This is a genomic window from Shewanella jiangmenensis, from assembly GCF_018596335.1.
Lineage (GTDB): Bacteria > Pseudomonadota > Gammaproteobacteria > Enterobacterales > Shewanellaceae > Shewanella > Shewanella jiangmenensis.
In genome coordinates, this window is the sequence record NZ_JAHEPS010000002.1 from 204459 (window position 1) to 223685 (window position 19227).

At 56.0% G+C, this 19227-nt stretch carries 22 protein-coding genes; 15 read left to right on the forward strand and 7 right to left on the reverse strand.

The annotated features are described in order from the left end of the window. Positions 1-7 precede the first annotated feature (7 nt). Together KJI95_RS06435 and KJI95_RS06440 are read left to right on the forward strand one after the other, a co-directional pair. Positions 8-517, forward strand: coding sequence for a DUF4240 domain-containing protein (locus KJI95_RS06435; RefSeq protein WP_214506364.1), 510 nt, complete (start codon positions 8-10; stop codon positions 515-517). A gap of 225 nt (positions 518-742) precedes the next feature. Then, positions 743-1267, forward strand: coding sequence for a DUF3016 domain-containing protein (locus KJI95_RS06440; protein ID WP_214506365.1), 525 nt, complete (start codon positions 743-745; stop codon positions 1265-1267). A 444-nt stretch (positions 1268-1711) separates the two neighbouring features. Here the strand turns inward: KJI95_RS06440 and KJI95_RS06445 are convergent, their stop codons facing one another. Next, positions 1712-2020: a prephenate dehydrogenase gene (locus KJI95_RS06445; protein ID WP_214506366.1), complete on the reverse strand. Its 309-nt coding sequence runs from the start codon at positions 2018-2020 to the stop codon at positions 1712-1714. A 44-nt stretch (positions 2021-2064) separates the two neighbouring features. Here KJI95_RS06445 and KJI95_RS06450 point away from each other — a divergent pair, with 44 nt between their 5' ends. Next, positions 2065-2967 carry a TraB/GumN family protein gene (locus tag KJI95_RS06450; protein ID WP_214506367.1) on the forward strand — a complete coding sequence of 301 codons (903 nt, stop codon included), beginning with the start codon at positions 2065-2067 and terminating at the stop codon, positions 2965-2967. A 102-nt stretch (positions 2968-3069) separates the two neighbouring features. Further along, positions 3070-3708: a chemoreceptor glutamine deamidase CheD gene (locus KJI95_RS06455; RefSeq protein ID WP_214506368.1), complete on the forward strand. Its 639-nt coding sequence runs from the start codon at positions 3070-3072 to the stop codon at positions 3706-3708. On the opposite strand, the gene KJI95_RS06460 is transcribed toward KJI95_RS06455, so the two are convergent. After that, positions 3705-4472 carry a methyltransferase domain-containing protein gene (locus KJI95_RS06460; RefSeq protein ID WP_214506369.1) on the reverse strand — a complete coding sequence of 256 codons (768 nt, stop codon included), beginning with the start codon at positions 4470-4472 and terminating at the stop codon, positions 3705-3707. The two genes, KJI95_RS06455 and KJI95_RS06460, sit on opposite strands and share 4 nt — an antisense overlap. Before the next feature lie 362 nt (positions 4473-4834). Between KJI95_RS06460 and KJI95_RS06465 the strand changes: the two genes are divergently transcribed. After that, a complete protein-coding gene (locus KJI95_RS06465) occupies positions 4835-5671 on the forward strand; it encodes a MaoC family dehydratase (RefSeq protein ID WP_214506808.1) in 837 nt (278 codons plus the stop codon). Between the two features lie 92 nt (positions 5672-5763). On the opposite strand, the gene KJI95_RS06470 is transcribed toward KJI95_RS06465, so the two are convergent. Further along, on the reverse strand, positions 5764-6651 hold the full coding sequence (locus tag KJI95_RS06470) for an aldo/keto reductase (RefSeq protein ID WP_214506370.1): 888 nt from the start codon (positions 6649-6651) through the stop codon (positions 5764-5766). A gap of 169 nt (positions 6652-6820) precedes the next feature. Here KJI95_RS06470 and KJI95_RS06475 point away from each other — a divergent pair, with 169 nt between their 5' ends. Further along, positions 6821-8551, forward strand: coding sequence for a formate--tetrahydrofolate ligase (locus KJI95_RS06475; protein WP_214506371.1), 1731 nt, complete (start codon positions 6821-6823; stop codon positions 8549-8551). 94 nt (positions 8552-8645) lie between these two features. On the opposite strand, the gene KJI95_RS06480 is transcribed toward KJI95_RS06475, so the two are convergent. Next, positions 8646-10250 (reverse strand): mechanosensitive ion channel family protein, encoded by a 1605-nt coding sequence (locus KJI95_RS06480; protein ID WP_214506372.1) that lies wholly within the window; start codon positions 10248-10250, stop codon positions 8646-8648. A 150-nt stretch (positions 10251-10400) separates the two neighbouring features. Between KJI95_RS06480 and KJI95_RS06485 the strand changes: the two genes are divergently transcribed. Then, positions 10401-10730, forward strand: a complete 330-nt coding sequence (locus KJI95_RS06485) for a hypothetical protein (RefSeq protein WP_214506373.1) — start codon at positions 10401-10403, stop codon at positions 10728-10730. 57 nt (positions 10731-10787) lie between these two features. Here KJI95_RS06485 and KJI95_RS19575 read toward each other — a convergent pair whose 3' ends face one another. After that, a complete protein-coding gene (locus tag KJI95_RS19575; RefSeq protein WP_284730686.1) occupies positions 10788-10910 on the reverse strand; it encodes a hypothetical protein in 123 nt (40 codons plus the stop codon). Positions 10911-11265: 355 nt separating this feature from the next. Between KJI95_RS19575 and KJI95_RS19480 the strand changes: the two genes are divergently transcribed. The 6 genes from KJI95_RS19480 (at position 11266) to rraB (ending at position 15894) form a co-directional block, all read left to right on the forward strand. Then, positions 11266-11547 carry an ABC-type zinc uptake system zinc chaperone gene (locus tag KJI95_RS19480; RefSeq protein ID WP_250885687.1) on the forward strand — a complete coding sequence of 94 codons (282 nt, stop codon included), beginning with the start codon at positions 11266-11268 and terminating at the stop codon, positions 11545-11547. Positions 11548-11619: 72 nt separating this feature from the next. After that, positions 11620-12816 (forward strand): hypothetical protein, encoded by a 1197-nt coding sequence (locus KJI95_RS06495; RefSeq protein ID WP_214506374.1) that lies wholly within the window; start codon positions 11620-11622, stop codon positions 12814-12816. Beyond that, a complete protein-coding gene (locus KJI95_RS06500; RefSeq protein WP_214506375.1) occupies positions 12800-13705 on the forward strand; it encodes a metal ABC transporter solute-binding protein, Zn/Mn family in 906 nt (301 codons plus the stop codon). The genes KJI95_RS06495 and KJI95_RS06500 overlap by 17 nt, the downstream gene beginning before the upstream one ends. Before the next feature lie 3 nt (positions 13706-13708). Continuing rightward, the gene (locus KJI95_RS06505) at positions 13709-14482 is read left to right on the forward strand and encodes a metal ABC transporter permease (protein WP_214506376.1); all 774 of its coding nucleotides are present in this window, start codon (positions 13709-13711) and stop codon (positions 14480-14482) included. 162 nt (positions 14483-14644) lie between these two features. Further along, positions 14645-15382: a 1-acylglycerol-3-phosphate O-acyltransferase gene (locus KJI95_RS06510; RefSeq protein WP_214506377.1), complete on the forward strand. Its 738-nt coding sequence runs from the start codon at positions 14645-14647 to the stop codon at positions 15380-15382. A gap of 83 nt (positions 15383-15465) precedes the next feature. Beyond that, positions 15466-15894: a ribonuclease E inhibitor RraB gene (rraB, locus tag KJI95_RS06515; RefSeq protein WP_214506378.1), complete on the forward strand. Its 429-nt coding sequence runs from the start codon at positions 15466-15468 to the stop codon at positions 15892-15894. Between the two features lie 125 nt (positions 15895-16019). Here rraB and KJI95_RS06520 read toward each other — a convergent pair whose 3' ends face one another. Beyond that, positions 16020-16982, reverse strand: coding sequence for a GGDEF domain-containing protein (locus tag KJI95_RS06520; protein ID WP_214506379.1), 963 nt, complete (start codon positions 16980-16982; stop codon positions 16020-16022). A gap of 13 nt (positions 16983-16995) precedes the next feature. Then, positions 16996-18000: a response regulator gene (locus KJI95_RS06525; RefSeq protein WP_214506380.1), complete on the reverse strand. Its 1005-nt coding sequence runs from the start codon at positions 17998-18000 to the stop codon at positions 16996-16998. Here KJI95_RS06525 and KJI95_RS06530 point away from each other — a divergent pair. Then, positions 17999-18163 (forward strand): hypothetical protein, encoded by a 165-nt coding sequence (locus tag KJI95_RS06530; RefSeq protein WP_214506381.1) that lies wholly within the window; start codon positions 17999-18001, stop codon positions 18161-18163. The two genes, KJI95_RS06525 and KJI95_RS06530, sit on opposite strands and share 2 nt — an antisense overlap. A gap of 202 nt (positions 18164-18365) precedes the next feature. Further along, positions 18366-19217: a crotonase/enoyl-CoA hydratase family protein gene (locus KJI95_RS06535; protein ID WP_214506382.1), complete on the forward strand. Its 852-nt coding sequence runs from the start codon at positions 18366-18368 to the stop codon at positions 19215-19217. Positions 19218-19227 lie beyond the last annotated feature (10 nt).

Here is a 19227-nt window from a genome sequence, read left to right on the forward strand (position 1 = left end):
AAAGTACATGACTGAACAAGAATTTTGGGCATTGGTGAGCCGTAACAGCCCGGACGAAACCCAGGAGAACCTGGCTGAACGATTAAAGGCCAGCCTGACCCCGATGGACAATGAGGCGCTCAAGGCGTTTGACAAGTTTTTTGGTCAGCAAATGCGTAAAGCCTACACCTGGCAACTGTGGGGCGCGGCGTATGTCATCACCGGATGCGACACAGATTACGGTTTTGCCGAATTCCGCAGCTTTGTGATCTCCCTCGGTCAGGAATGGTTCGAGCGGGTGATAGCCAATCCCGATGAACTGGCTAAATTGCCGGGTTGGCCGACAGTGGATGGCTATGCCTATCCATTTGTTGAAGATTTGGATCTGATTGCCGGGCAGCTTTATGAAGACAGAACCGGCGAAGAACTGCCGTTCGTGCCTTCCGGCAGTGTGAATCCGGCCGGAAAAAAATTCAGCTCACGGCCAAAAGATCTTAAAGCCGCCTATCCTGAACTGGCGCGGCTGTTTCCTTTTTAAGCTGCTGCGGCCGCGGTTACAGGCTTTGGCGGCAGCTATTCAGCGGCTGCCTGATACAAATTGATACCGGAACCAATTGCTGGGAGAATGTCTAATCATTCGAATAAACATAAACTTATTGATAGTTTACGGATGGATTCAAGCAGTTCATATTAAGTATTGGTTCAGCTTTGATTAGCTAAATTGAATACGAGTGAAATTGACACAGGCCCAAGGAGGCGCAGTATGAAATATTCGATGATTCTGGTTGCCGGTCTGTTTGTTGCCGGCTCCACCATGGCCGCAGACGATGCCAGCACTAATCCGGTGACCGAGGACGGTTCGGTTAAAATTACCTGGCAGGAGCCGAAAAAGTTTCGCGATGTAAAATCATCCGGTGAAGTGCAGTCGCGCTACGAAAACCGCATGTTTGAAACCCTCACCAAAGAACTGAATAAGCAGGCGTCCAAGTCGCTCAAAGCCAATCAGAAGCTTGAGCTGGTGGTGACCGACGTGGATTTGGCCGGTGATGTGCGCCCGACCTTTGGTGCTACCGCTAACGATCTGCGGATCGTGAAAGAGATCTATCCGCCACGTATGACCTTCAGTTATCAGGTTTTGGACGGCGATCAAGTGGTTATCGCTGGCGATGAGAAGCTAAGTAATCTTAACTTTATGAATGACATTCGTCCGGTAAACGATAAACCCTTTATGCACGAGTCGCGCCTGTTGACCCAGTGGTTCGATAAGCAGGTTGCGCCCAAGCTCTGACATCAGGTGTTCACTCCCTGACAGAGAGGCTGACAGAGTGGCTGGCAGAGTGACTGGCACGCTGCTTCGCTGAAAGCAAGACCAGTGTCATTGGTCGCCAACAAAAAGGTTAAGCCTGTCGCAGCAGCGGCCGGTATTCCAGCAGGCAAAGCCGACTCTCCGTAAGCTTTGCCTGTTTTTTTTGCCCGCAAGGCAGCGCCTCAGCGCCACGCACCTTACCCGCCGTCAAATTGAATATTGGTTGGTACCGAGCCTCAATATTCTTTTTTCAACTGTTTAGCCGGTTCCACCTAAAGAACCTGGGCTGCCATCATCTCGAATCAGGTGCGAAACTCAGGTGCGAAACTCACATGCGAAGAGTCAGGTGCGAAGAGTCAGGTGCGAAGAGTCGGCCGCCGTATGGCACGGCTGAAAAAGTTAGCCTGGCTGGGGCAAAAAACGCGCTTATTTGCTCTGGGTTTTTAGCGCGTGCAGGGTTTGCAAAAGCACGCCGAGTTTACGCACCACAAGCTCAAGCGCCGCCGGGGTAACAGTGGCTTGCTTCAGGGCGGCAAATTCTTCACCCAATTCCTGCACGTACGGGCCAAAGCGATTGCTGCGGGTGGTAAAACCTTCATCGGCGGTAAAGATGTAGCTGAACTTGCCAAGCCCTGCCTTGTGGAGTTCATCCAGACGGGCATCGGCATCAATGGCTTGCCGGTAAGCCAGTTGCAGATTTTCTGCAAGTTGCTCAAGAACCTTGGAATATGGCATAACAGCCTCCTGTGAATTTTTCGGGATTATATGAGGCAAGGAAGATGGCAACAAGTTTAACTTCCGGCGGCGTTTGGCTGGCCGGGCTGGTTTTGTGGGGGCTGTCAGGCATTGCCGGCGCTACTGAAAACGATCGCCCGCCTTTTTATCAGTTTGAACATGGTGGCAAAAAAGTGTCGCTGCTTGGCTCCATCCATCTGGGAAAAGCGGATTTTTACCCCCTGCCGGCGGTGATTGAAACTGCCTTTGCCTCATCCGCGGCCCTGGTGGTGGAGGCGGATATCGGCGCCTCGCCCGCCGAGGCACAAAAGTTACTGACCCAATACGCCGTCAAGCCATCCAAACCCGATGCGAAAACAGCGGCTTTGCTCGGTGGTTATTGCAGCGCCCAGCAGCAGGTTTGCAGCGCCATTGCCGCCTATTCGCCCTGGCTGCAGGCATCGCAAATCACCGTGATGCGCTTTACCGCATTGGGCTACAGCGCCGAGCTTGGTGTGGATATGCAGCTGCTTGAGCGCGCCCGAGGCAATAAAACCATCGTTGAGCTTGAGGGCATGGAGTTTCAGTTTGCGCTGATGTCGTCACTTGACGATACCCACCAATGGGCCATGGTGCGCGAGGCCATTGACGCATCGGATGCGGACATTACCGAGCTTGTTACCCATTGGCGCAGCGGCAATGTGGCTGAGCTTGACCGTATGGTGCGCGAGTCGATGGCTGAAGAAGGGGATAACACACTGCTTAATGTGATGATGCGCGATCGCAACAAGCGCATGGCCGATACCCTGTTAAACCTGCTCGCCCAAAAGGACGCGCCATCAGAGCTGATGGTGGTGGTCGGCGCCGGCCATCTGGTGGGTGAAGAGAGCCTGGTATCGTACCTGAGTGAGCGGGGGATAAAGGTCACAAGTCCGCTCGGTCACTGCGCCGACGCGGTGTGCAGGTAAATACTGCCACTGCGGCGTCAGTCACATTCCGAAACGTTATGCGGTTAAATCAGGGTGGCAGGCTGGGGATTGGCTATACTTGGGGAAGGCAACGGAGGGCTCATGGCGCTGAATTCCCCACAATTGATCTATCCCGGATTTGAAAAAATCCCCCGCTACTTTGACAACGAGCAGAAATCCATGGTCGCCCGTGTCGATCCGGGCGAATTTTACCTCACCTGTCAGGACGAATACGTCTACACCCGCCTCGGCTCCTGCGTAGCAGCCTGTATCTGGGATCCTTTGATGGGCATAGGCGGGCTGAACCATTTTTTGCTGCCCGAAAAAACCCTTCATGAAGACTGGCATCAACTCACCAGTTATTCGTGCCGCTATGGCAACTGGGCAATGGAACAGTTGATTAACGGCATTTTGTCTGTCGGTGGGCTGAAAAGCCGCCTGCAGGCAAAAATATTTGGTGGTGCCAGTCTTGGGCGCACATCTGTGCTGAATGTCGGCCAATCCAATATCGATTTTGTCCGCGAATATCTGCGAATTGAGGGGATCCCGATTGTATCGGAGGATTTGGGCGGGCCCTGGCCGCGCAAGGTGATGTTTCATCCCCAGAGCGGCCGGGTAAAGCTTAAACGGCTCGAGATGACCGGCCTTGCCCAAATCGAGCAGGAAGAATCTGCTTATCTTAAAGATGTTACCCGCAGCGCCGACAAGGGCGATGCAGGCTCAGTGGAGCTGTTCGATTAGTCTTTGCGCCTGGCAATAAAGTGCACGTAACGGCCAAGGCGCAAAAAGGCATCCTCGCGGGAGTATTTCAGCTCCATCTCTATCAGGCCTTCGTCGCTGTATTCGGTCGACAGGCTGCCTTTTTTCAGATAATCGTGGATAACCCGAACGCCCGAGCGGCACAAAATGTCCATCTGCCAGCCATCGCACCAGGCTTCAACCTCGGGGACTGTCAGCGGGAAATTGGGGCTCAGTTTCACCCGCTTGGCCTTGAAGCCTGAATTAACGTACCCAAAATTGCCCGCCACCAAAGAGTGGAAACACATGGCATCCTGGTTGTAAAACATCAGCGAAAACAAGCCGTCACGTTTGAGGAGCTTAAGCAGACCTGTCATGGTGCCATGGGCGTCGGCAAGCCACTCCACCACCGCATGACACAGAATCAGGTCAAATTCCCCCAGGTCGTCGCGCGACAAATCCTGAATGGCGCTGTGCACGCACTGGATATCGAGCTTCATTGGATTGGCATCAATCTGGCGCTGCGCCTCAGCGAGCATTTCAGCCGACAGATCGCACAGCACCACGCTGTGACCGAGGGCGGCGAGTTTCTGGCTGAAAAAGCCAAAGCCGCCGCCGGCATCCAGCACCCTTAAGCTGCGGCCATCGGTGGGCAACACTTCCTGCAAATCCCGCCACAGCACGGCGGCGCGAATATCGCCCTTGAGGGTGCCGTAAATGTTTTTGGCAAATTTGCCGGCGAGTTTATCGAAGTTTTTGTCCTGCATCTGACTGGCTCCGGGAACAACGTGACTTTGCGGCTGTGGGGCCGCCCTAGTGTGCATCAAGCAACAAAAAAGTGCGCTAGTGTGGCATAGCCGCCCCATTTTGGCACCTGTTAACCAAGGCTTGTTACTTAAAGCAGGTTGAGCCGTCCATGCCATATATTTGCGCCATACAGACTCATGCGCCTGCTGGCGGCATCAGGCCAACAGCTGTTCGCTGAAGCTCGCGGCGCGAGGCGTTTAAAGGATAGTGGCGGCTAACCGGCGCGTCGCCAAGGCTACACATTGGCTTGAATGAGAGTATAATTCCCGCTCTTTTTTATTGGGGGAAGCTGTCCATGGGCCATCAAGTGGCACTGAATGCGATGCCATCGTTGTTTTCGCTGTATCGCAAGATTTTTTTCGCACGCAAGCCCGGCTGGGATCAAAAGCCGCTGCCCGAAATCCGTGTCAGCGTGCCCAAGGTCAGCCTTGATGCTGCGACCGTGCCGCCCTATGCCAAGGTGTGTGGCTTTGAGTATGACGGCCGCACCCTGCCGCCAACCTTCCTCTATACCCTGGCGTTTCGCCTGCATGCGGTGATTTTTACCCACGAGGCGATTACCTTTCCGCTTCTCGGGATGATCCACCTTAAAAACCGCATTACCCAGTATCGCCCCGTGACAGTGGATGAAGTGCTGCGGCTTGAGTGTGCGCTCACCGGCAGTGACGAAACCGATGCCGGACTTGAGTTCGACTTGGTGTCCAAGGTGTGGGCTGGCGATGAGCTGGTGTGGGAAGCGCACTCGATTTACCTGTATCGCATCGAAACCGCCGGTCGCCGCGCCCGTCCGCCCAAGGGCAGTGATATGGTGTGGGAAAACCCCAAAAGCTGGACACTGGATGACAAGCTTGGCTGGCGTTATGCCCGCGCTTCGGGTGATTACAACCTTATCCACCTGCATCCGAGCCTGTCGAAGCGTTTCGGTTTTGACCGGGTGCTGGCGCACGGTATGTGGTCCAAAGCCCGCTGCGTGGCCGAGTTGATGGACAAAATTGGTAGCCGCCACTGTACGCTGGATGTTGCCTTCAAGCTGCCGCTGTTTATGCCATCTGAAGTGAGTTTTGCCGCCGAGCCGCAGCCAGAAGGGCTGAGGTTTGAGCTTCGCGATCAGAAAGGTCGCCGCCCACATTTAAGCGGTGAAGTGATTTTTCACGACTGATCCCGCCAAGTGACCGAGCGTCATCCATCAGCAAAAGGCCGCAATAGCGGCCTTTTTTCATTTAGTTACAATTGCTTATGGAGCGCCGTGGCTTATGGAACACTGTGGCCGGTGGAAGCCTGCCAGATACTGAACCATTGCTGGCGATCCAGAGTCAGTTTAAGCGATGCCACCGCCGAGGATATGCGCGCAGGATTACCGCTGCCGATGATGGGGTGCGGCCTGCTTGGGTGCATGCGAACCCAGGCGTACACCACCTGACTGATGTCATCGGCGCCGATTTGCTCACGAATGGTTTCAAGTACGGCTCTGAGCCGAATGGCACGTTCATCTTCCGCAGTAAGCAGGGCGCCGCCGCCAAGGCAGGACCAGGCCATGGGGCGGATATTGCGCTGCTGACATAAATCCAGCGTGCCATCGTGCAGGGGCGCCATGGCCACAGGTGATAGTTCTATCTGGTTGGTTTGCAGCGGAAAATCAAGCCGCGATTGCAGCAGTTCAAACTGGCTGTTGCTGAAATTCGAGACCCCGAAGTGGCGCACCTTGCCGGCGGCTTTGAGGGCGGTGAAGGCACTGGCTATGTCGTCTGCATTCATCAGCGGATCGGGCCTGTGAATAAGCAGCAGGTCGAGATAGTCGGTGGCAAGGTTTGTCAGCGACTGCTCAGCGCTCTGGATAATGTGCGAGGCTGAGGTGTCGTAATGGTTCACATAGCGGCGCGCATCGCCCGCAAGGGCCGGTTTGATGCCGCATTTGCTTACCAGCTGCATCTGGCTTCTCAGTGATGGCACCTGCGACAGCACTTCGCCAAAAAGCCGCTCGCACTCATAGCGGCCATAAATATCGGCGTGATCCATGGTGCTGACGCCCAGGGATAGATAGTGCTCCACTAACTCGCGGCGCTGGGAAAGGCTTAACTGCCATTGGGTCAGACGCCAGAAACCGGCGACAAATTCCGACATCGAAAAAGAAGCTGACATGCTCGTCCTCAAAAAACTGCGCTCAAATTGATTTGGATTCAGGAAAGATGGATTAGCCATCTGCGGCGCTGACAAGCCCGGGCGATTTGGCTTAGGCTTTGGGGTAACTCAGGCCTCCTGAGGTCTTATAACAAGAAACACAAGCATACTCTACAGCGAGATCCCTTCTATGTTGACAGATATGGACATTTCCCAGCAGGCCAAACTGCGTCCAATTGGTTGGATTGCCGATGATTTTGGCCTTGGTAAACACCTGTGGCGCGAGGCGGGCCACTCGATGGCCAAAATCAGCCTCGAGGCCGCCAAAGCACCGCGGCGCGGCAAGCTGGTGATAGTCACAGCCGTAACGCCCACGCTCTTTGGCGAAGGTAAAACCGTGACCACCATAGGCCTGACCCAGGGCCTGCATTTGCTTGGTCATCGTGCCTGCGCCTGTATACGCCAGCCAAGCCTTGGGCCTGTGTTTGGCGTTAAAGGCGGCGCGGCCGGCGGCGGTTATGCGCAGGTGGTGCCGATGGAAGCCATGAACCTGCACATGACAGGCGACATTCATGCGGTGGCGAGCGCCCATAATCTGGCGGCGGCAGCGATAGATGCGCGGCTTTTTCACGAAACCCGCCTTGGCAAAGCGGCCTTTGAGGCCAAATCCGGGCTTAAGGCGCTTAACATAGACCCTGAGCAAATTCTGTGGCGGCGCTCTGTCGATCATAACGACAGAGCGCTTCGGCAGATCCAGGTCGGGCTTGGCGATAACAATGGCCCAAGCCACGGCAGCGGCTTTGACATTACCGCCGCATCTGAGCTGATGGCGATTCTGGCCCTGTGTGACGATCTTAACGACATGCGTTCGCGCATCGGCCGGGTGATCCTGGCGATGAGCCTCGATGGCAAGGCCATCACCGCCGAGGATTTGGGCGTGGCCGGCGCCATGACAGCCATCCTTCGCGATGCCATTGAGCCGACTCTGATGCAGACCCTGAGCGGCGCACCCTGTCTGGTGCATGCCGGTCCCTTTGCCAACATAGCCCATGGCAATTCGTCCATCATCGCCGATCGCATCGCGCTGGCGCACCATGACTTTGTGGTCACCGAAGGCGGCTTTGGCTCCGACATGGGGTTTGAAAAGTTCTGTAATATCAAGACCCGCGCCTCGGGTATTGCCCCAGCTGCGGCTGTGTTGGTGGTCACCCTGAGGGCGGTTAAAGCCAATGCCACGGCAGGCGATGACAATCTGGCCAAACTCGAGTCCGGCTTTGCCAATCTGCGCTGGCACATGCAAAACGTGCTGGGTTACGGCTTGCCGTTGGTGGTGGCCATTAACCGCTTTCCCGATGATACCGAGGAGGAGCTTGACTGGCTTAAGGTGCGCTGTCTGGCCGAGGGCGCCTTTGGCTGTGAAATCAGCGAAGCCTTTGCCCGGGGCGCTGAGGGCGCAAAAGCGCTGGCCTTGGCGGTGGCGCGCGCCTGCGACACTAACTCTAACGCCAACGCCAACGCCAACACCAACGGCAACGCCAACAGCAAGGCCTCGTTCAAGCCTTTGTACAGCGATGAGATGAGCTTTGGCGCCAAACTCACCACCCTTGCCGAGCGCTACGGCGCCTCGGGGGTAAACTTATCCGGACAGGCACGCAAGGATTTGGCGCTGATAGAATCCCTCGGGCTTGATGGTTTGCCTTTGTGTATCGCCAAAACTCCCATGTCTATCAGTCACGACCCGGCCCTTAAAGGCGCGCCGGGCGGTTTTGAGCTGCCGGTGGTTGGGCTTAGGCTCCATGCCGGCGCTGGCTTTATCACAGTGCTGACAGGTAAGGTGATGACCATGCCGGGGCTTGGGCTTAATCCGGGCTATCTTGGCATCGATATCAATGACAAAGGCGAGATAGTCGGCCTTGGCTAAAGCGATTTGATGCCAAAGTGGCATCAAGCAGACACGAAAAAGGCACCTTGAGGTGCCTTTTTTAGCGGTGTTAAAACGCCAGATTTGACTGGGCTTAGCCGCGGTAGAAATGCACGTCGCGCTGCGGGAAGGGGATGGTAATGCCTTCTTCATCGAAGCGCAGTTTCACCGACTTGGTGATGTCCCAGTACACTTCCCAGTAGTCGTCGGGTCTTACCCAGGGGCGCACGATAAAGTCTACAGACGACTCGCCAAGCAGGTGCAGTTTCACGGTAAAGTCCGGGTCTTTCAGCACCTTGGGGTGAGCTTTAACTATCTCTGTGAGGATGTCTTCGGCCTTGTCGACGTTGTCGCTGTAGCTGATGCCAAAGGTCATATCCACCCGGCGGTGACGCTCGGCGGTGATGTTGTTGATGGTGTCGCCCCAAATCTTGTTGTTGGGGATGATAAGACGCTGGTTATCCAGGGTTTTAATGGTGGTGGACACCAGGCTCATATGGCTGACTCGGCCGGTAACACCGGCGGCGCTGATAAGGTCACCCACATCGTAGGGGCGGTACACCAGGATCATCATGCCGGACGCGAAATTCGACAGCGAGTCCTGCAGCGCAAAACCTATGATAACACCCGCAATACCGAAACCGGCGAGCAGGGGGCCGAGTTCAAATCCAAGCTGCGACAGGGCAATCAGCACCCCGAGGGTGTACACACCTTTGGCAGAGAGCGAAACGAAGAAGTCCTGCAGCAGTTTGCTGAATTTGAGCTTTGAGTTGCTGACGGCGGTTTTTACCAGGCGCTTAACCACCTTGGACACGAGACCGGCAAGGAACAGGATCAAGCAGAAAATAAACAGCTTGAACGCGACCTTGGGGCCGTTTTCCACCGCCTGCGCTTCGGCGGCGCCGAGCCACTGGCGCAGCAAACTGGTGACCACGTCGATATCCAGCACATCCTGGGTGATGTCGCCGGAGACGGTGAACAGGGTCTCTTTAAATGCAGTTGTATCACCGCCGAGCTGGTCGAGCAGGCCAATGGCAGTCGAGAGGCTGGCGCTGTTCTGGTCGAGGCGGCTCTTAAGCTCAGTCACCCGGGCGGTTTGCTCGGCGGTCACGTCTTTGCCGGCATCGCGGCTTTCATCCACCGCCAGTTGCAGTTGGGTCTGGGTGTAATCCACCAGGCTTGCCAAACGATCGGCGCGATCGATAAGCAGGGCTTGCAGCTCGGCGCGGCGGGCGCTCACGTCCACCCCAAGCTTGGCTGACCAATCCAGCAGCAACAGCTCGGTTTTATAGCTCATGTCGCGTTCGCGCTCGCGGCTTGACAGAGCAAGCAGCGTCGGCGCGTCTTTGTCTGTGCCAAGGGCTTTTTGCAAACGTTTGATGTCGCTTGCGAGGTACTGCTGGGTTTTCAGCACGTAGCCAAGCTGATGCTCAATCAGGGTCAGCAGGTAAGCTTTGTCGGCGTCCGGTTTGTCGAGTTCCGGCGCTATCAGGTTACGCAATTCCTCGGTTTTGTGTCCGAGGCGGTACTCAGTGATGGTGACCATTTCACCTTTGGCCTGCTCAAGCAGCTCCAGATCCTGGACAACGCTTTGCTCAAGTTGGGTTACTTTGGCGCGAAATTCGTCGCTGACCGCGAAGGTGGCGCTGCTGGTCAACAAGCCTATGCCAAGCAGCAAAGTGGCGAGTAATCGATGCATCTTCAACATCCTGTAGTGAAAAGATGCTGGCATCATATAGGTTTTGGCTACCGGGATACAATTGCAGCAGCGCCAAGTGTGATCCCATCAACGCCGGATTCTGTTAAAATCCCGCCGCCCACTTAGCCGACGAATCGCCGAGAAAAGATTATGCTTTGCAGCCACTGCCATACCCCCATCAAGATCACCGCCATCAAGGCGCAGCGTGGCAAAGGGCTGGACGCGCAAATTCAATGCCCCCATTGCGATGCCTGGCTTGGTCGCAGCAAGGTTATGACGCGGCTTAAGTTATTGGGGTTTTATCTGGGAGCGGCAGCGCTGTTTCTGGCCTGGTGGCATGCACCTGTGCGCGGTTTGGCGCTGCTGGGAGCAGGTCTGTGCTTTGCGCTGCTGATCCTGTCGAACCTGATGGACCAGCTCAAGGTGATTGAAGCCCCTGAGCCAGTCGACACCAGCGCTGAGCGGCAGAAATACCGCTGAAGCGAGCTTTCTGCTTTCGTTAAGCAGATAAGCGGTAAGCAGATAAGCGGTAAGCGATTAGAGTACGGTTTCCTGCGCGGCCAGTGAGGCTTCAACCCACCAGATCCCGCCGAGAATGGCGCCAATCACCACGATGGCGACGAGGATCATGCCGAAATTTTCTTTGAAAAACTGGCTCATATACTTGGGCTCCTGAGTCTGGTCTGCGGATTTGCCGCTGATACTACAGGCATAGTAATGCTGCCGGCTTAATGCAAGATTAACCCCTTATGCGCGGACGCTTTGCCAGCGCCCGTATCTGCGCCTGTGTTAGTGCCTGTGCTGGTGTCGGCCCCAGTGAAATTGGCTCCCCGGCGGCCCGATGGCAACACAATCTGTAACTATTGGGCGTCCCAGTAGGTTGCAAGCCACGGCGCCTGTGCCGTAAACTTGAGCCGCTTCAAACTTTGACGCTGAATTCTGACTAGTCGCTGGCCTGTGCCGGACCGATTCTGCTACTTGATAGGGATACGCTTTGCTGTTTCGTGCGCGCAAAATGCATCGACATCTCGCTGTATGGCTGATTGCCGTACTGGCGTTTTTGTCTTTTGCCGCATCGGCCCACAGCGTCACCCACCTCGATGACGGTGCCAACAGTCACTGTACTCTGTGTATTCATAAGCATCAGCTCAATAAATTACTGCCCGGCACTGCAGCGCCGCTGCTGCCTTCGTTGCTGGTGCATGAAGCCCCTGATGTCAGCCTGCCGCAATGGCGTTCCGCCGAGCGGCCAACCGCGCGTTCACGCGGCCCTCCTGTTTCTCCAGTACTGCACTAATAATCTGATTTTTTGACTATTTTTCCCGATGGCGGATTGCTTTCGGGTGCTTGCTGTATTTTTGGAGAAATTATGAACGCTTTTCGTCTGTCTGTACTGGCCTCTTCCCTGATCTCTGCCGCCGCCATGGCCCAGACGCCAACCCTGACCAATCCTGCCATCAGCGCCGTGCTCGATGGTTTTTACCAGAATGGCGACCGGGTGCTCGGTGGCCGCGAAGAAGGTTTTGGTCTGGGTGAGAGTGAGCTTGCCATCAGCGCCAATATCGACGACATGTTTTACGGCAAGGTCACCACAGTGATTGAAGTGCACGACGGTGACACCGAGCTGGAACTCGAAGAAGCCTTTATTCAGACCCTGGCCCTGCCAGCCGGTTTTTCGGTGCGCGCCGGCCGATTCCTGTCGGACATCGGTTACCTCAATAACCAGCACCTGCACACCGATGCCTTTGCCGATCGCCCAGCGGCTTACCGCGCCTTCCTCGGCGGTCACTACTTTGATGACGGCGTGCGCTTAAGCTGGGTTGCCCCGACCGATCTGTACTGGACCTTCGGCGTAGAAGCGCTCAAGGGCGAAAAACTGCGCGCCGCCGATGAGCATGGCGAGCGTGAGTTTGATACCGTTGGCGTGTACAACGCCTTTACCAAAATCGGCGGTGATATAGGTGACAACAGCTCATGGCAGCTGGGCCTGGCGCTGATGGATAACCGTAATGGCCGCCTGACGCCTTACGAAGAAGGTGAAGAAGGCCACGACCACGGCGATGATGCTCACGGCCACAGCCACAGCGCGGCGTACACAGGTGAAAAAACCTATGTGGCCGATGTGGTGTACAAGTGGGCGCCGGATGGTAACTACAAGTATCAGCACCTGACCCTGAGCGGTGAGTTTTTCCGCGTCGAAGACTTCAAGGCGGCCATGCTGCATGAAGAAGATCACGGTGAAGAAGAGCACGATCATGAGCACGACACCGCCAAAGATCATCATCAGGGCTGGTATGTCAGCGGTGTTTATCAGTTCAACCCCAACTGGTCTGCCGGCCTTCGCTATGGCGAGCTGGAAACCGAAGAGGCCCACGGCGATCATTTCCATGCCCAGGATCTGAAAGAAACCGAACTGAGCCTGAACTATCACCACAGTCACTTCTCGACTGTGCGTTTGCAGTATACCCGTCAACAGGGAACCAACTTTGACGGCCTGAATGATGATAACCTCATTACCTTGCAATATGTCATGACTCTGGGGGCTCACGGTGCGCATCAATTCTAAACTGCTGGCGGTTTCCGCGGCCCTGATGCTCGGTCACAGCGCTCCGGCGCTGGCCGCGGTCAATGTGTTTGCCTGTGAGCCTGAGTATGCGGCGCTCGCCAAGGAGCTGGCGCCTGACGCCAGCATCTATTCGGCCACCACGGCGCTGCAGGACCCGCATCAGGTGCAGGCGCGCCCGAGTCTGATAGCCAAAATGCGTCAGGCGGATCTGGCGCTGTGCGCCGGTGCAGAGCTTGAAGTGGGCTGGCTGCCGATGCTGCAGATGAAGTCGGCCAATGCGGCGGTGCGCGATGGCGCCGACGGCATGTTTTATGCCGCCGAGCATATCGACACCCTGGATAAGCTCGACAAGGTCGACCGCACCATGGGTGATGTACATGCCCAGGGCAATCCGCACCTGCACTTTTCGCCAACCCGGGTGCTTACACTGGCCTCGGCGATAACGGCAAGGCTGAAGCAGATTGACCCGGCGCAGGCCCAGGGTTACGACCAGCGTCTGGCTGACTTTGAGCGCCGCTGGCAGGCTGCCATTCCCCGCTGGGAAGCCGAAGCCGCTGCGCTTAAGGGCACCAAGGTCATTGCCTACCACACCAGCTTTCGCTATCTGTTTGACTGGCTCGGTATGGAGCAGGTGGCCGACCTTGAGCCCAAGCCCGGCCTGCCGCCCTCAAGCGGACACCTGGCAAGCCTGCTTGAGCGCGCCCGTCAGGGTGACGTAAAAGCGATAGTGGTGGCTTCTTATCAGGACACCCGCGGCGCCGAGTGGCTGTCAGAAAAGTCAGGCTTGCCTGTGCTGGTGCTGCCGATGTCGGTGGGCGGCGATGATGCCAGTGTCGATCTTTTCGGTCTGTACGACAGCGTGATTGCGCGCCTCAAAAAGGTGAACTGACCTATGTTTGACTGGGACCTGCTGGACATACTCTTACCGGCGCTGGCCGCCGGGGTGCTGGTGTTGTCCACCCATGTGCTGCTTGGTCGCCAGGTGCTGCGCCGTGGCATTATCTTTATTGACCTTGCCATTGCGCAGGTGGCGGCGCTTGGCGCCATTGCTGCCCACATGCATCCAACGCTTGAGCATGCGCCGTTTTCAGGTGTGTGGATGCCGGCGCTGTTTGCGCTCGCAGGTGCCGGCCTGATTGCCTGGCTGTCGAAGCGGATGGGGGATGAGCTTGAGGCCATGATTGGCTGTCTGTATGTGCTCGCGGCGGTGGCGGCTATGCTGCTGCTCGCCAACGACCCCCACGGCGCGGAGCTGCTTAAGCAGTTGATGTCAGGACAGATCCTCTGGGTCAGTTTCGAGCAGCTCTGGCTGCCGGCACTGGTGTCGGTGGCGGTGCTGCTGCTGATTGGGCTGCGCCCGACTGTGCTCGACGGCGCAGGGTTTTACCTGATTTTCGCGCTGGTCATCACGCTGTCGGTGGAGCTTGTCGGGGTGTATCTGGTGTTCAGTACCCTGATTTTGCCTGCGCTTGCGGTCAACAAGTTTGCCGCTAAGTCGGCACTTGGCTGGGCGTATCTGGTGGGACTTGCCGGATACTTAAGCGGCCTCCTGCTATCTGCCCTGTTTGATTTGCCAAGCGGCGCTGTGATAGTGGCAACGCTCGCAGCATCGGCGCTTATCTTCAGGCTGGTGTCGCGTGCAGCCCGTGCAAATGTGGCAGCTTAAGCCGTAAATCGATAGTTTTACCCCAAAAGCCCACCGCATGGTGGGCTTTAACTTTATGAATTTTAAGTGTTAGTTTTAAATGAGCGAACACGTGTAAACAAAGGATTGTCCCTCAACCTCTCTGTCGCTATACTGCGCGGGAGTTTTTATCGGGAGTATGTCGTGCTGTTAATCGTCAGATCCTTGTTGCTTGCAGTGATGTTACTGCTCGCCTTTGTGGTGGGATCGCTGGCCTGTCTGGTCCGTCCGCGCCATCGGGATAATGTACATATGTTCGCCAGGTGGTTTGCTGCCGTGGCGCCAGTGCTTGGGATCAAGGTGATAGTGCGCCGTCCCGAGTCGGCGAGCCACGAGCCCTGTATTTACCTGGCCAACCATCAGAACAATTTTGATATGTTCACCCACACGGCCGCTGTGCCAAAGGGGACTGTCAGTCTTGGCAAAAAGAGCATCGCCTGGATGCCGCTGTTCGGTCAGATCTACTGGCTGTCGGGCAACATTCTTATCGATCGCAAAAACCGTAACCGCGCCTTTGAAACCATGGCCGAGACGGTGCGTAAGATAAAAGAGAAATGCCTGTCGGTGTGGATTTTCCCCGAGGGTACCCGCTCCCGAGGTCGTGGTCTGCTGCCGTTCAAAGCCGGTGCTTTTCATACCGCGATTGCAGCCGGAGCACCGCTGGTGCCTGTGCTGGCCTCCAATCAGTCTCATATCAAACTCAACCGCTGGAACAACGGCGTGGTGATCATCGAAATGATGGAACCCGTTGAAACCAAAGGGCTTGATAAGAGCAATGTTAAAGAGCTGTCGGAGCGTGTTCATCAGGTTATGTCGGCCAAGCTTGAGCAGCTTAACCGCGAAGCGGCCGCGCTGATGGCGAATACCCGTCTGGCCAACTGACGCTTCCTGCGGCATCTGTTATAATGCGCCGAAATTGCGCCGCCCGTGGTGGGTCGGCGCATCTTGTTTACTGGAGTCAGCCCATGTCTATCGAGCGCCTGCTGAAAGCGCAACAGGAAGAGACCCGCGATATCGTTCAGTCACTGCTGGATGACGGTTCCGATCCCCATGCCGAGTACGTGATTGAACATCACTTCTCAAGCACCAATTTCGACCGTCTCGAAAAAGCTGCGGTAGATGCCTTCAAACTGGGCTTTGAAGTGACCGACGCCGAAGAGCTGGAGCTGGACGATGGCAGCCTGATCTTCTGCTTTGACGCCATTGCCAACCACAAGCTGGATGTTGACCTGATTGACAAGGCCTGTGAGCAGCTCATTCACCTCGCCGGCAAGCAGAAGGTCGATTACGACGGCTGGGGCACCTATTTTATGGGTGACGAAGACGACTTCGACGACGAAGAAGACGATGACGAAGATTTCGATGACGATGGTTTCCCCATCGAGCGTCACTGACAGCCGCTGCGGTTCTGATTGAAAAAGCCCGTCATTTGACGGGCTTTTTTGTTGCTGCGCTTTCTTACCGCCTTACTGTGCTGGCTGGCAGCGCGTTTGCGAAGAGGCCTTATCTCACTCAGGCGTTATTCTTCGCGGTAAATCACCGAGCAGTTACGGCCATTTTGCTTGGCCTGATACAGGGCATTGTCGGCATTCGAGACCCACTGGGAGGCGTTGTCGATAAAGTCGGCCATGTCGCAAATGCCGAGGCTGATGGTGACCTTGATGGTTTTGCCGCCAAACTGAATGGCGGAGTTTGCCACTTTTTCCCGCAGCCGCTCGGTGAAGTTAAGGGCCTCGTTGGCGCTGGTACCCGAAAGTACCACGGCAAATTCTTCGCCGCCGTAGCGGCCAGCGCAGTCGGTTTCCCGCAGTGACTGGGTCAGCAAGTGGGCGATATGCTGAATGACCTTGTCGCCTGCCACATGGCCGTGCTCGTCGTTCACCTGCTTGAAGCGGTCGATATCAAACATCACCAGACTGACCGGATCGCGATAGCGATTGTAGCGCTCAAATTCGCGGTTCATACACATCTGCCAGTGGCGACGGTTATGCAGCTGGGTCAGGCCATCGGTTTGGCTTAAGTGCTCAAGCCGCTCGTTCACGCCCTTAAGCTGCAGCTTGTTTACCGCCACATCGGTGACGTCGTACACGATAATGCTGATATGGGTGATTTGGCCGGTGAGGGAGGCCAGTGGCAGCAGGGTCACGTTCTGATACATGAACTCAGCGCGGCCGGTAATAGGGCGGTAGTTCTTGAATTTGAACACATAAGGCCGCTGCTCCCAGCTGATGAAAGCGCGGTTTTTAAGAAGATACACCGACTCCATCTTCTTTTTCAGCCAGGTCGCCGGCAGCTCAGGAAACTCGTCAAACAGGTTTTTGCCCTTGATGGAATTGGGCGATACGCCGCTGTGGTTTTCCATAAAGCCATTCCACAGCGCGATGTTGAAGTTGCGGTCGAGCACCACCAGACCCACCTCGATGGTTTGCACCATGTCGATAAGCCAGTGGAGTTCATTCATTAAGTCTGCATCATTGGACATCTGCTATAGCGCCTTAATCGGTATCCAACATGTAGCCGAGCTTGTAGGTCAGGGTCGGCAGCGAGTCTTCGGTAAAAAGCAGTAAAAGGTCACATTCGATATTGTGATCTTCGATGCGGTAATTGATTTCCATCGCCAGAGTGCGGTGCCACTTTTCGGCGTTTTCATGGATAAGGTCATTCACAGTGCAGTGGCGCCCCAGCACCACAGGGTGCGACTGGCTGAAATGCATATCGAGCTGCTCGGCGATGCCATTCAAAAAGGCACCAATCAGGATATTGCCTGTGTCGATAAGCACTTCAACTTCGGTGGTGTCATCGTCGCTGTTAAGCTTCATCAGCTTTGCCATGTCCTGAAAACTCGAGTCATGGAACAGCAACAAGGCTTCACCGGCAACACCTGCGCTGATAAAGCCCTGACACAGGGCGGTAACCTTGGTGGAGGCCTCGGTGGCCTTGAGCGCCATGGTCAGCTCGCTCACTTCCAGCACGTTAACGTTGGGGATCGGCAGCACCACAAACACATCCAGAAGCTTCGCCAGCAGATCGGCCGCGCGGCCCATGGCCACGTTGGCGATCTCCTGACAGGCGTCGCGCAGGTCAACCTTGATAAGCGGATTATCCTGCTCGTCCTCGCCCTCCGGCTCGGCGGTCACCCAGATGCCGTATTCCTGCAAAATGCCGACAATGGCCTCGGCGCTGACAGGTTTTTGAATAAAATCGAGTGCGCCCAGCGCCTTAACCCGCTCGTGGGCCTTAATCTGAATGTCGCCGGAAACCACAATCACCAGCGCCGGCAGATCCTGCTGCTGGATGGTTTGCAGCACCTCATAGCCGTCCATCACCGGCATATTGAGGTCAAGAAACACCACTTCACCTTTACCGGCCCGAATGGCCTCAAGCCCTTCGGCGCCGTTGGTGGCATAGGTGATCTCGACATCCCAGTCTTTGGGCAGGGTGCGCGCCATCTGCTTGCGGGCCATGGCGGAGTCGTCACAAATCAGTACTGGAAGTGCCATGTTGGGGGAGGATCCTCGTTTGTTCTTCTTATTCAAGATAACACCAAATGACCCAGCCAGCCTGTTTGCTGCGTCAGCTTCCGATGCTTTGGTGATTCTTGTTGCCGGTCAGTTCTGCGCTGGCCGGGTGTGGATCACCCGCGTTGGCGATGATAGCGCTTAAGTGGCGAGTCGCAACCGGGCAGGCCTGCTTAATGTCAAAAAACCGATGAATGTCAAATATCTGACCTTTAGCGGCACATGTTACGTGCAATGGCCATTTATGCCAAATATGTTACCATTCAATCTGGACTGACCAGTGAAAAAGGTCGCGCAGGCCGCTATCCTGCCGTCCCAAAAATAACCAATGCCGTATCAGGAGCATCATGACAACGCAGCAAAGCGCCGATTTACCATCACAGAAAAGCGATGCCACCAGAGCCCTGGTTACCCTTGAGCGGCGCGACGGCATTGCGCTTGTCACCCTTAACCGGCCGGACAAATTCAACGCCCTCAATTACGCTATGTTCAGGCAATTGTGCGCCGTGCAGCGCACCATTGCCGCCGACCGTAGCTTGCGGGTGGTGATTTTGCAGGGCGCGGGCGGTAATTTCAGCGCCGGGCTTGATATCGCCAGTGTCACTGCCAAGCCCAGCCAGGTACTTGGTCTGCTTGCCAAGTGGTTGCCCGGCAACGCCAATCTGGCGCAGCGGGTTTCCATCGGCTGGACCCGGTTGCCGCTGCCGGTTATCGCCGTGATTGAAGGTTATTGCTATGGCGGCGGTATGCAGATAGCCCTTGGCGCCGATGTGCGCATTGCCAGTGCCAACGCCAAGCTGTCGGTGATGGAAGCCAAGTGGGGTTTGGTGCCGGATATGGCGGGGCTTGCAAGCCTGCGCGCGATTATGCCCAAGGATAAGGCGCTGGAGCTGACGATGACAGCGCGGGTGCTGGATGGCGCAGAGGCGCTGAACCTTGGGCTGGTGACCCGCCTTGCAGACGCGCCATTTGAAGAAGCCTGCCTGCTTGCCAATGAGCTTAAAAACCGCTCACCGGATGCCCTTGCCGCTATCAAGCATTCAACCCACAAGAGCTGGAGTGCGAGTCTGCGCGCCTTGCTTGCGCGGGAGTCCTGGTATCAAATCCGCCTGCTCTTTGGCAGCAATTTCCGGATTGCCGCAAGCCGCGAGCGTGGTAAAACCGACAAGGCTTACCGGCCCCGGCAGCGGTTTTGGTAACAGATGCTGG

Excerpts from the sequence above, each read along its gene's own strand:
- KJI95_RS06435 (WP_214506364.1), top strand. The coding sequence starts at position 8 with ATGACTGAACAAGAATTTTGGGCATTGGTGAGCCGTAACAGCCCGGAC.
- KJI95_RS06440 (WP_214506365.1), top strand. The coding sequence starts at position 743 with ATGAAATATTCGATGATTCTGGTTGCCGGTCTGTTTGTTGCCGGCTCC.
- KJI95_RS06445 (WP_214506366.1), bottom strand. The coding sequence starts at position 2,020 with ATGCCATATTCCAAGGTTCTTGAGCAACTTGCAGAAAATCTGCAACTG.
- KJI95_RS06450 (WP_214506367.1), top strand. The coding sequence starts at position 2,065 with ATGGCAACAAGTTTAACTTCCGGCGGCGTTTGGCTGGCCGGGCTGGTT.
- KJI95_RS06455 (WP_214506368.1), top strand. The coding sequence starts at position 3,070 with ATGGCGCTGAATTCCCCACAATTGATCTATCCCGGATTTGAAAAAATC.
- KJI95_RS06460 (WP_214506369.1), bottom strand. The coding sequence starts at position 4,472 with ATGCAGGACAAAAACTTCGATAAACTCGCCGGCAAATTTGCCAAAAAC.
- KJI95_RS06465 (WP_214506808.1), top strand. The coding sequence starts at position 4,835 with ATGCCATCGTTGTTTTCGCTGTATCGCAAGATTTTTTTCGCACGCAAG.
- KJI95_RS06470 (WP_214506370.1), bottom strand. The coding sequence starts at position 6,651 with ATGTCAGCTTCTTTTTCGATGTCGGAATTTGTCGCCGGTTTCTGGCGT.
- KJI95_RS06475 (WP_214506371.1), top strand. The coding sequence starts at position 6,821 with ATGTTGACAGATATGGACATTTCCCAGCAGGCCAAACTGCGTCCAATT.
- KJI95_RS06480 (WP_214506372.1), bottom strand. The coding sequence starts at position 10,250 with ATGCATCGATTACTCGCCACTTTGCTGCTTGGCATAGGCTTGTTGACC.
- KJI95_RS06485 (WP_214506373.1), top strand. The coding sequence starts at position 10,401 with ATGCTTTGCAGCCACTGCCATACCCCCATCAAGATCACCGCCATCAAG.
- KJI95_RS19575 (WP_284730686.1), bottom strand. The coding sequence starts at position 10,910 with ATGAGCCAGTTTTTCAAAGAAAATTTCGGCATGATCCTCGTCGCCATC.
- KJI95_RS19480 (WP_250885687.1), top strand. The coding sequence starts at position 11,266 with ATGCATCGACATCTCGCTGTATGGCTGATTGCCGTACTGGCGTTTTTG.
- KJI95_RS06495 (WP_214506374.1), top strand. The coding sequence starts at position 11,620 with ATGAACGCTTTTCGTCTGTCTGTACTGGCCTCTTCCCTGATCTCTGCC.
- KJI95_RS06505 (WP_214506376.1), top strand. The coding sequence starts at position 13,709 with ATGTTTGACTGGGACCTGCTGGACATACTCTTACCGGCGCTGGCCGCC.
- rraB (WP_214506378.1), top strand. The coding sequence starts at position 15,466 with ATGTCTATCGAGCGCCTGCTGAAAGCGCAACAGGAAGAGACCCGCGAT.
- KJI95_RS06520 (WP_214506379.1), bottom strand. The coding sequence starts at position 16,982 with ATGTCCAATGATGCAGACTTAATGAATGAACTCCACTGGCTTATCGAC.
- KJI95_RS06530 (WP_214506381.1), top strand. The coding sequence starts at position 17,999 with ATGTTGGGGGAGGATCCTCGTTTGTTCTTCTTATTCAAGATAACACCA.
- KJI95_RS06525 (WP_214506380.1), bottom strand. The coding sequence starts at position 18,000 with ATGGCACTTCCAGTACTGATTTGTGACGACTCCGCCATGGCCCGCAAG.
- KJI95_RS06535 (WP_214506382.1), top strand. The coding sequence starts at position 18,366 with ATGACAACGCAGCAAAGCGCCGATTTACCATCACAGAAAAGCGATGCC.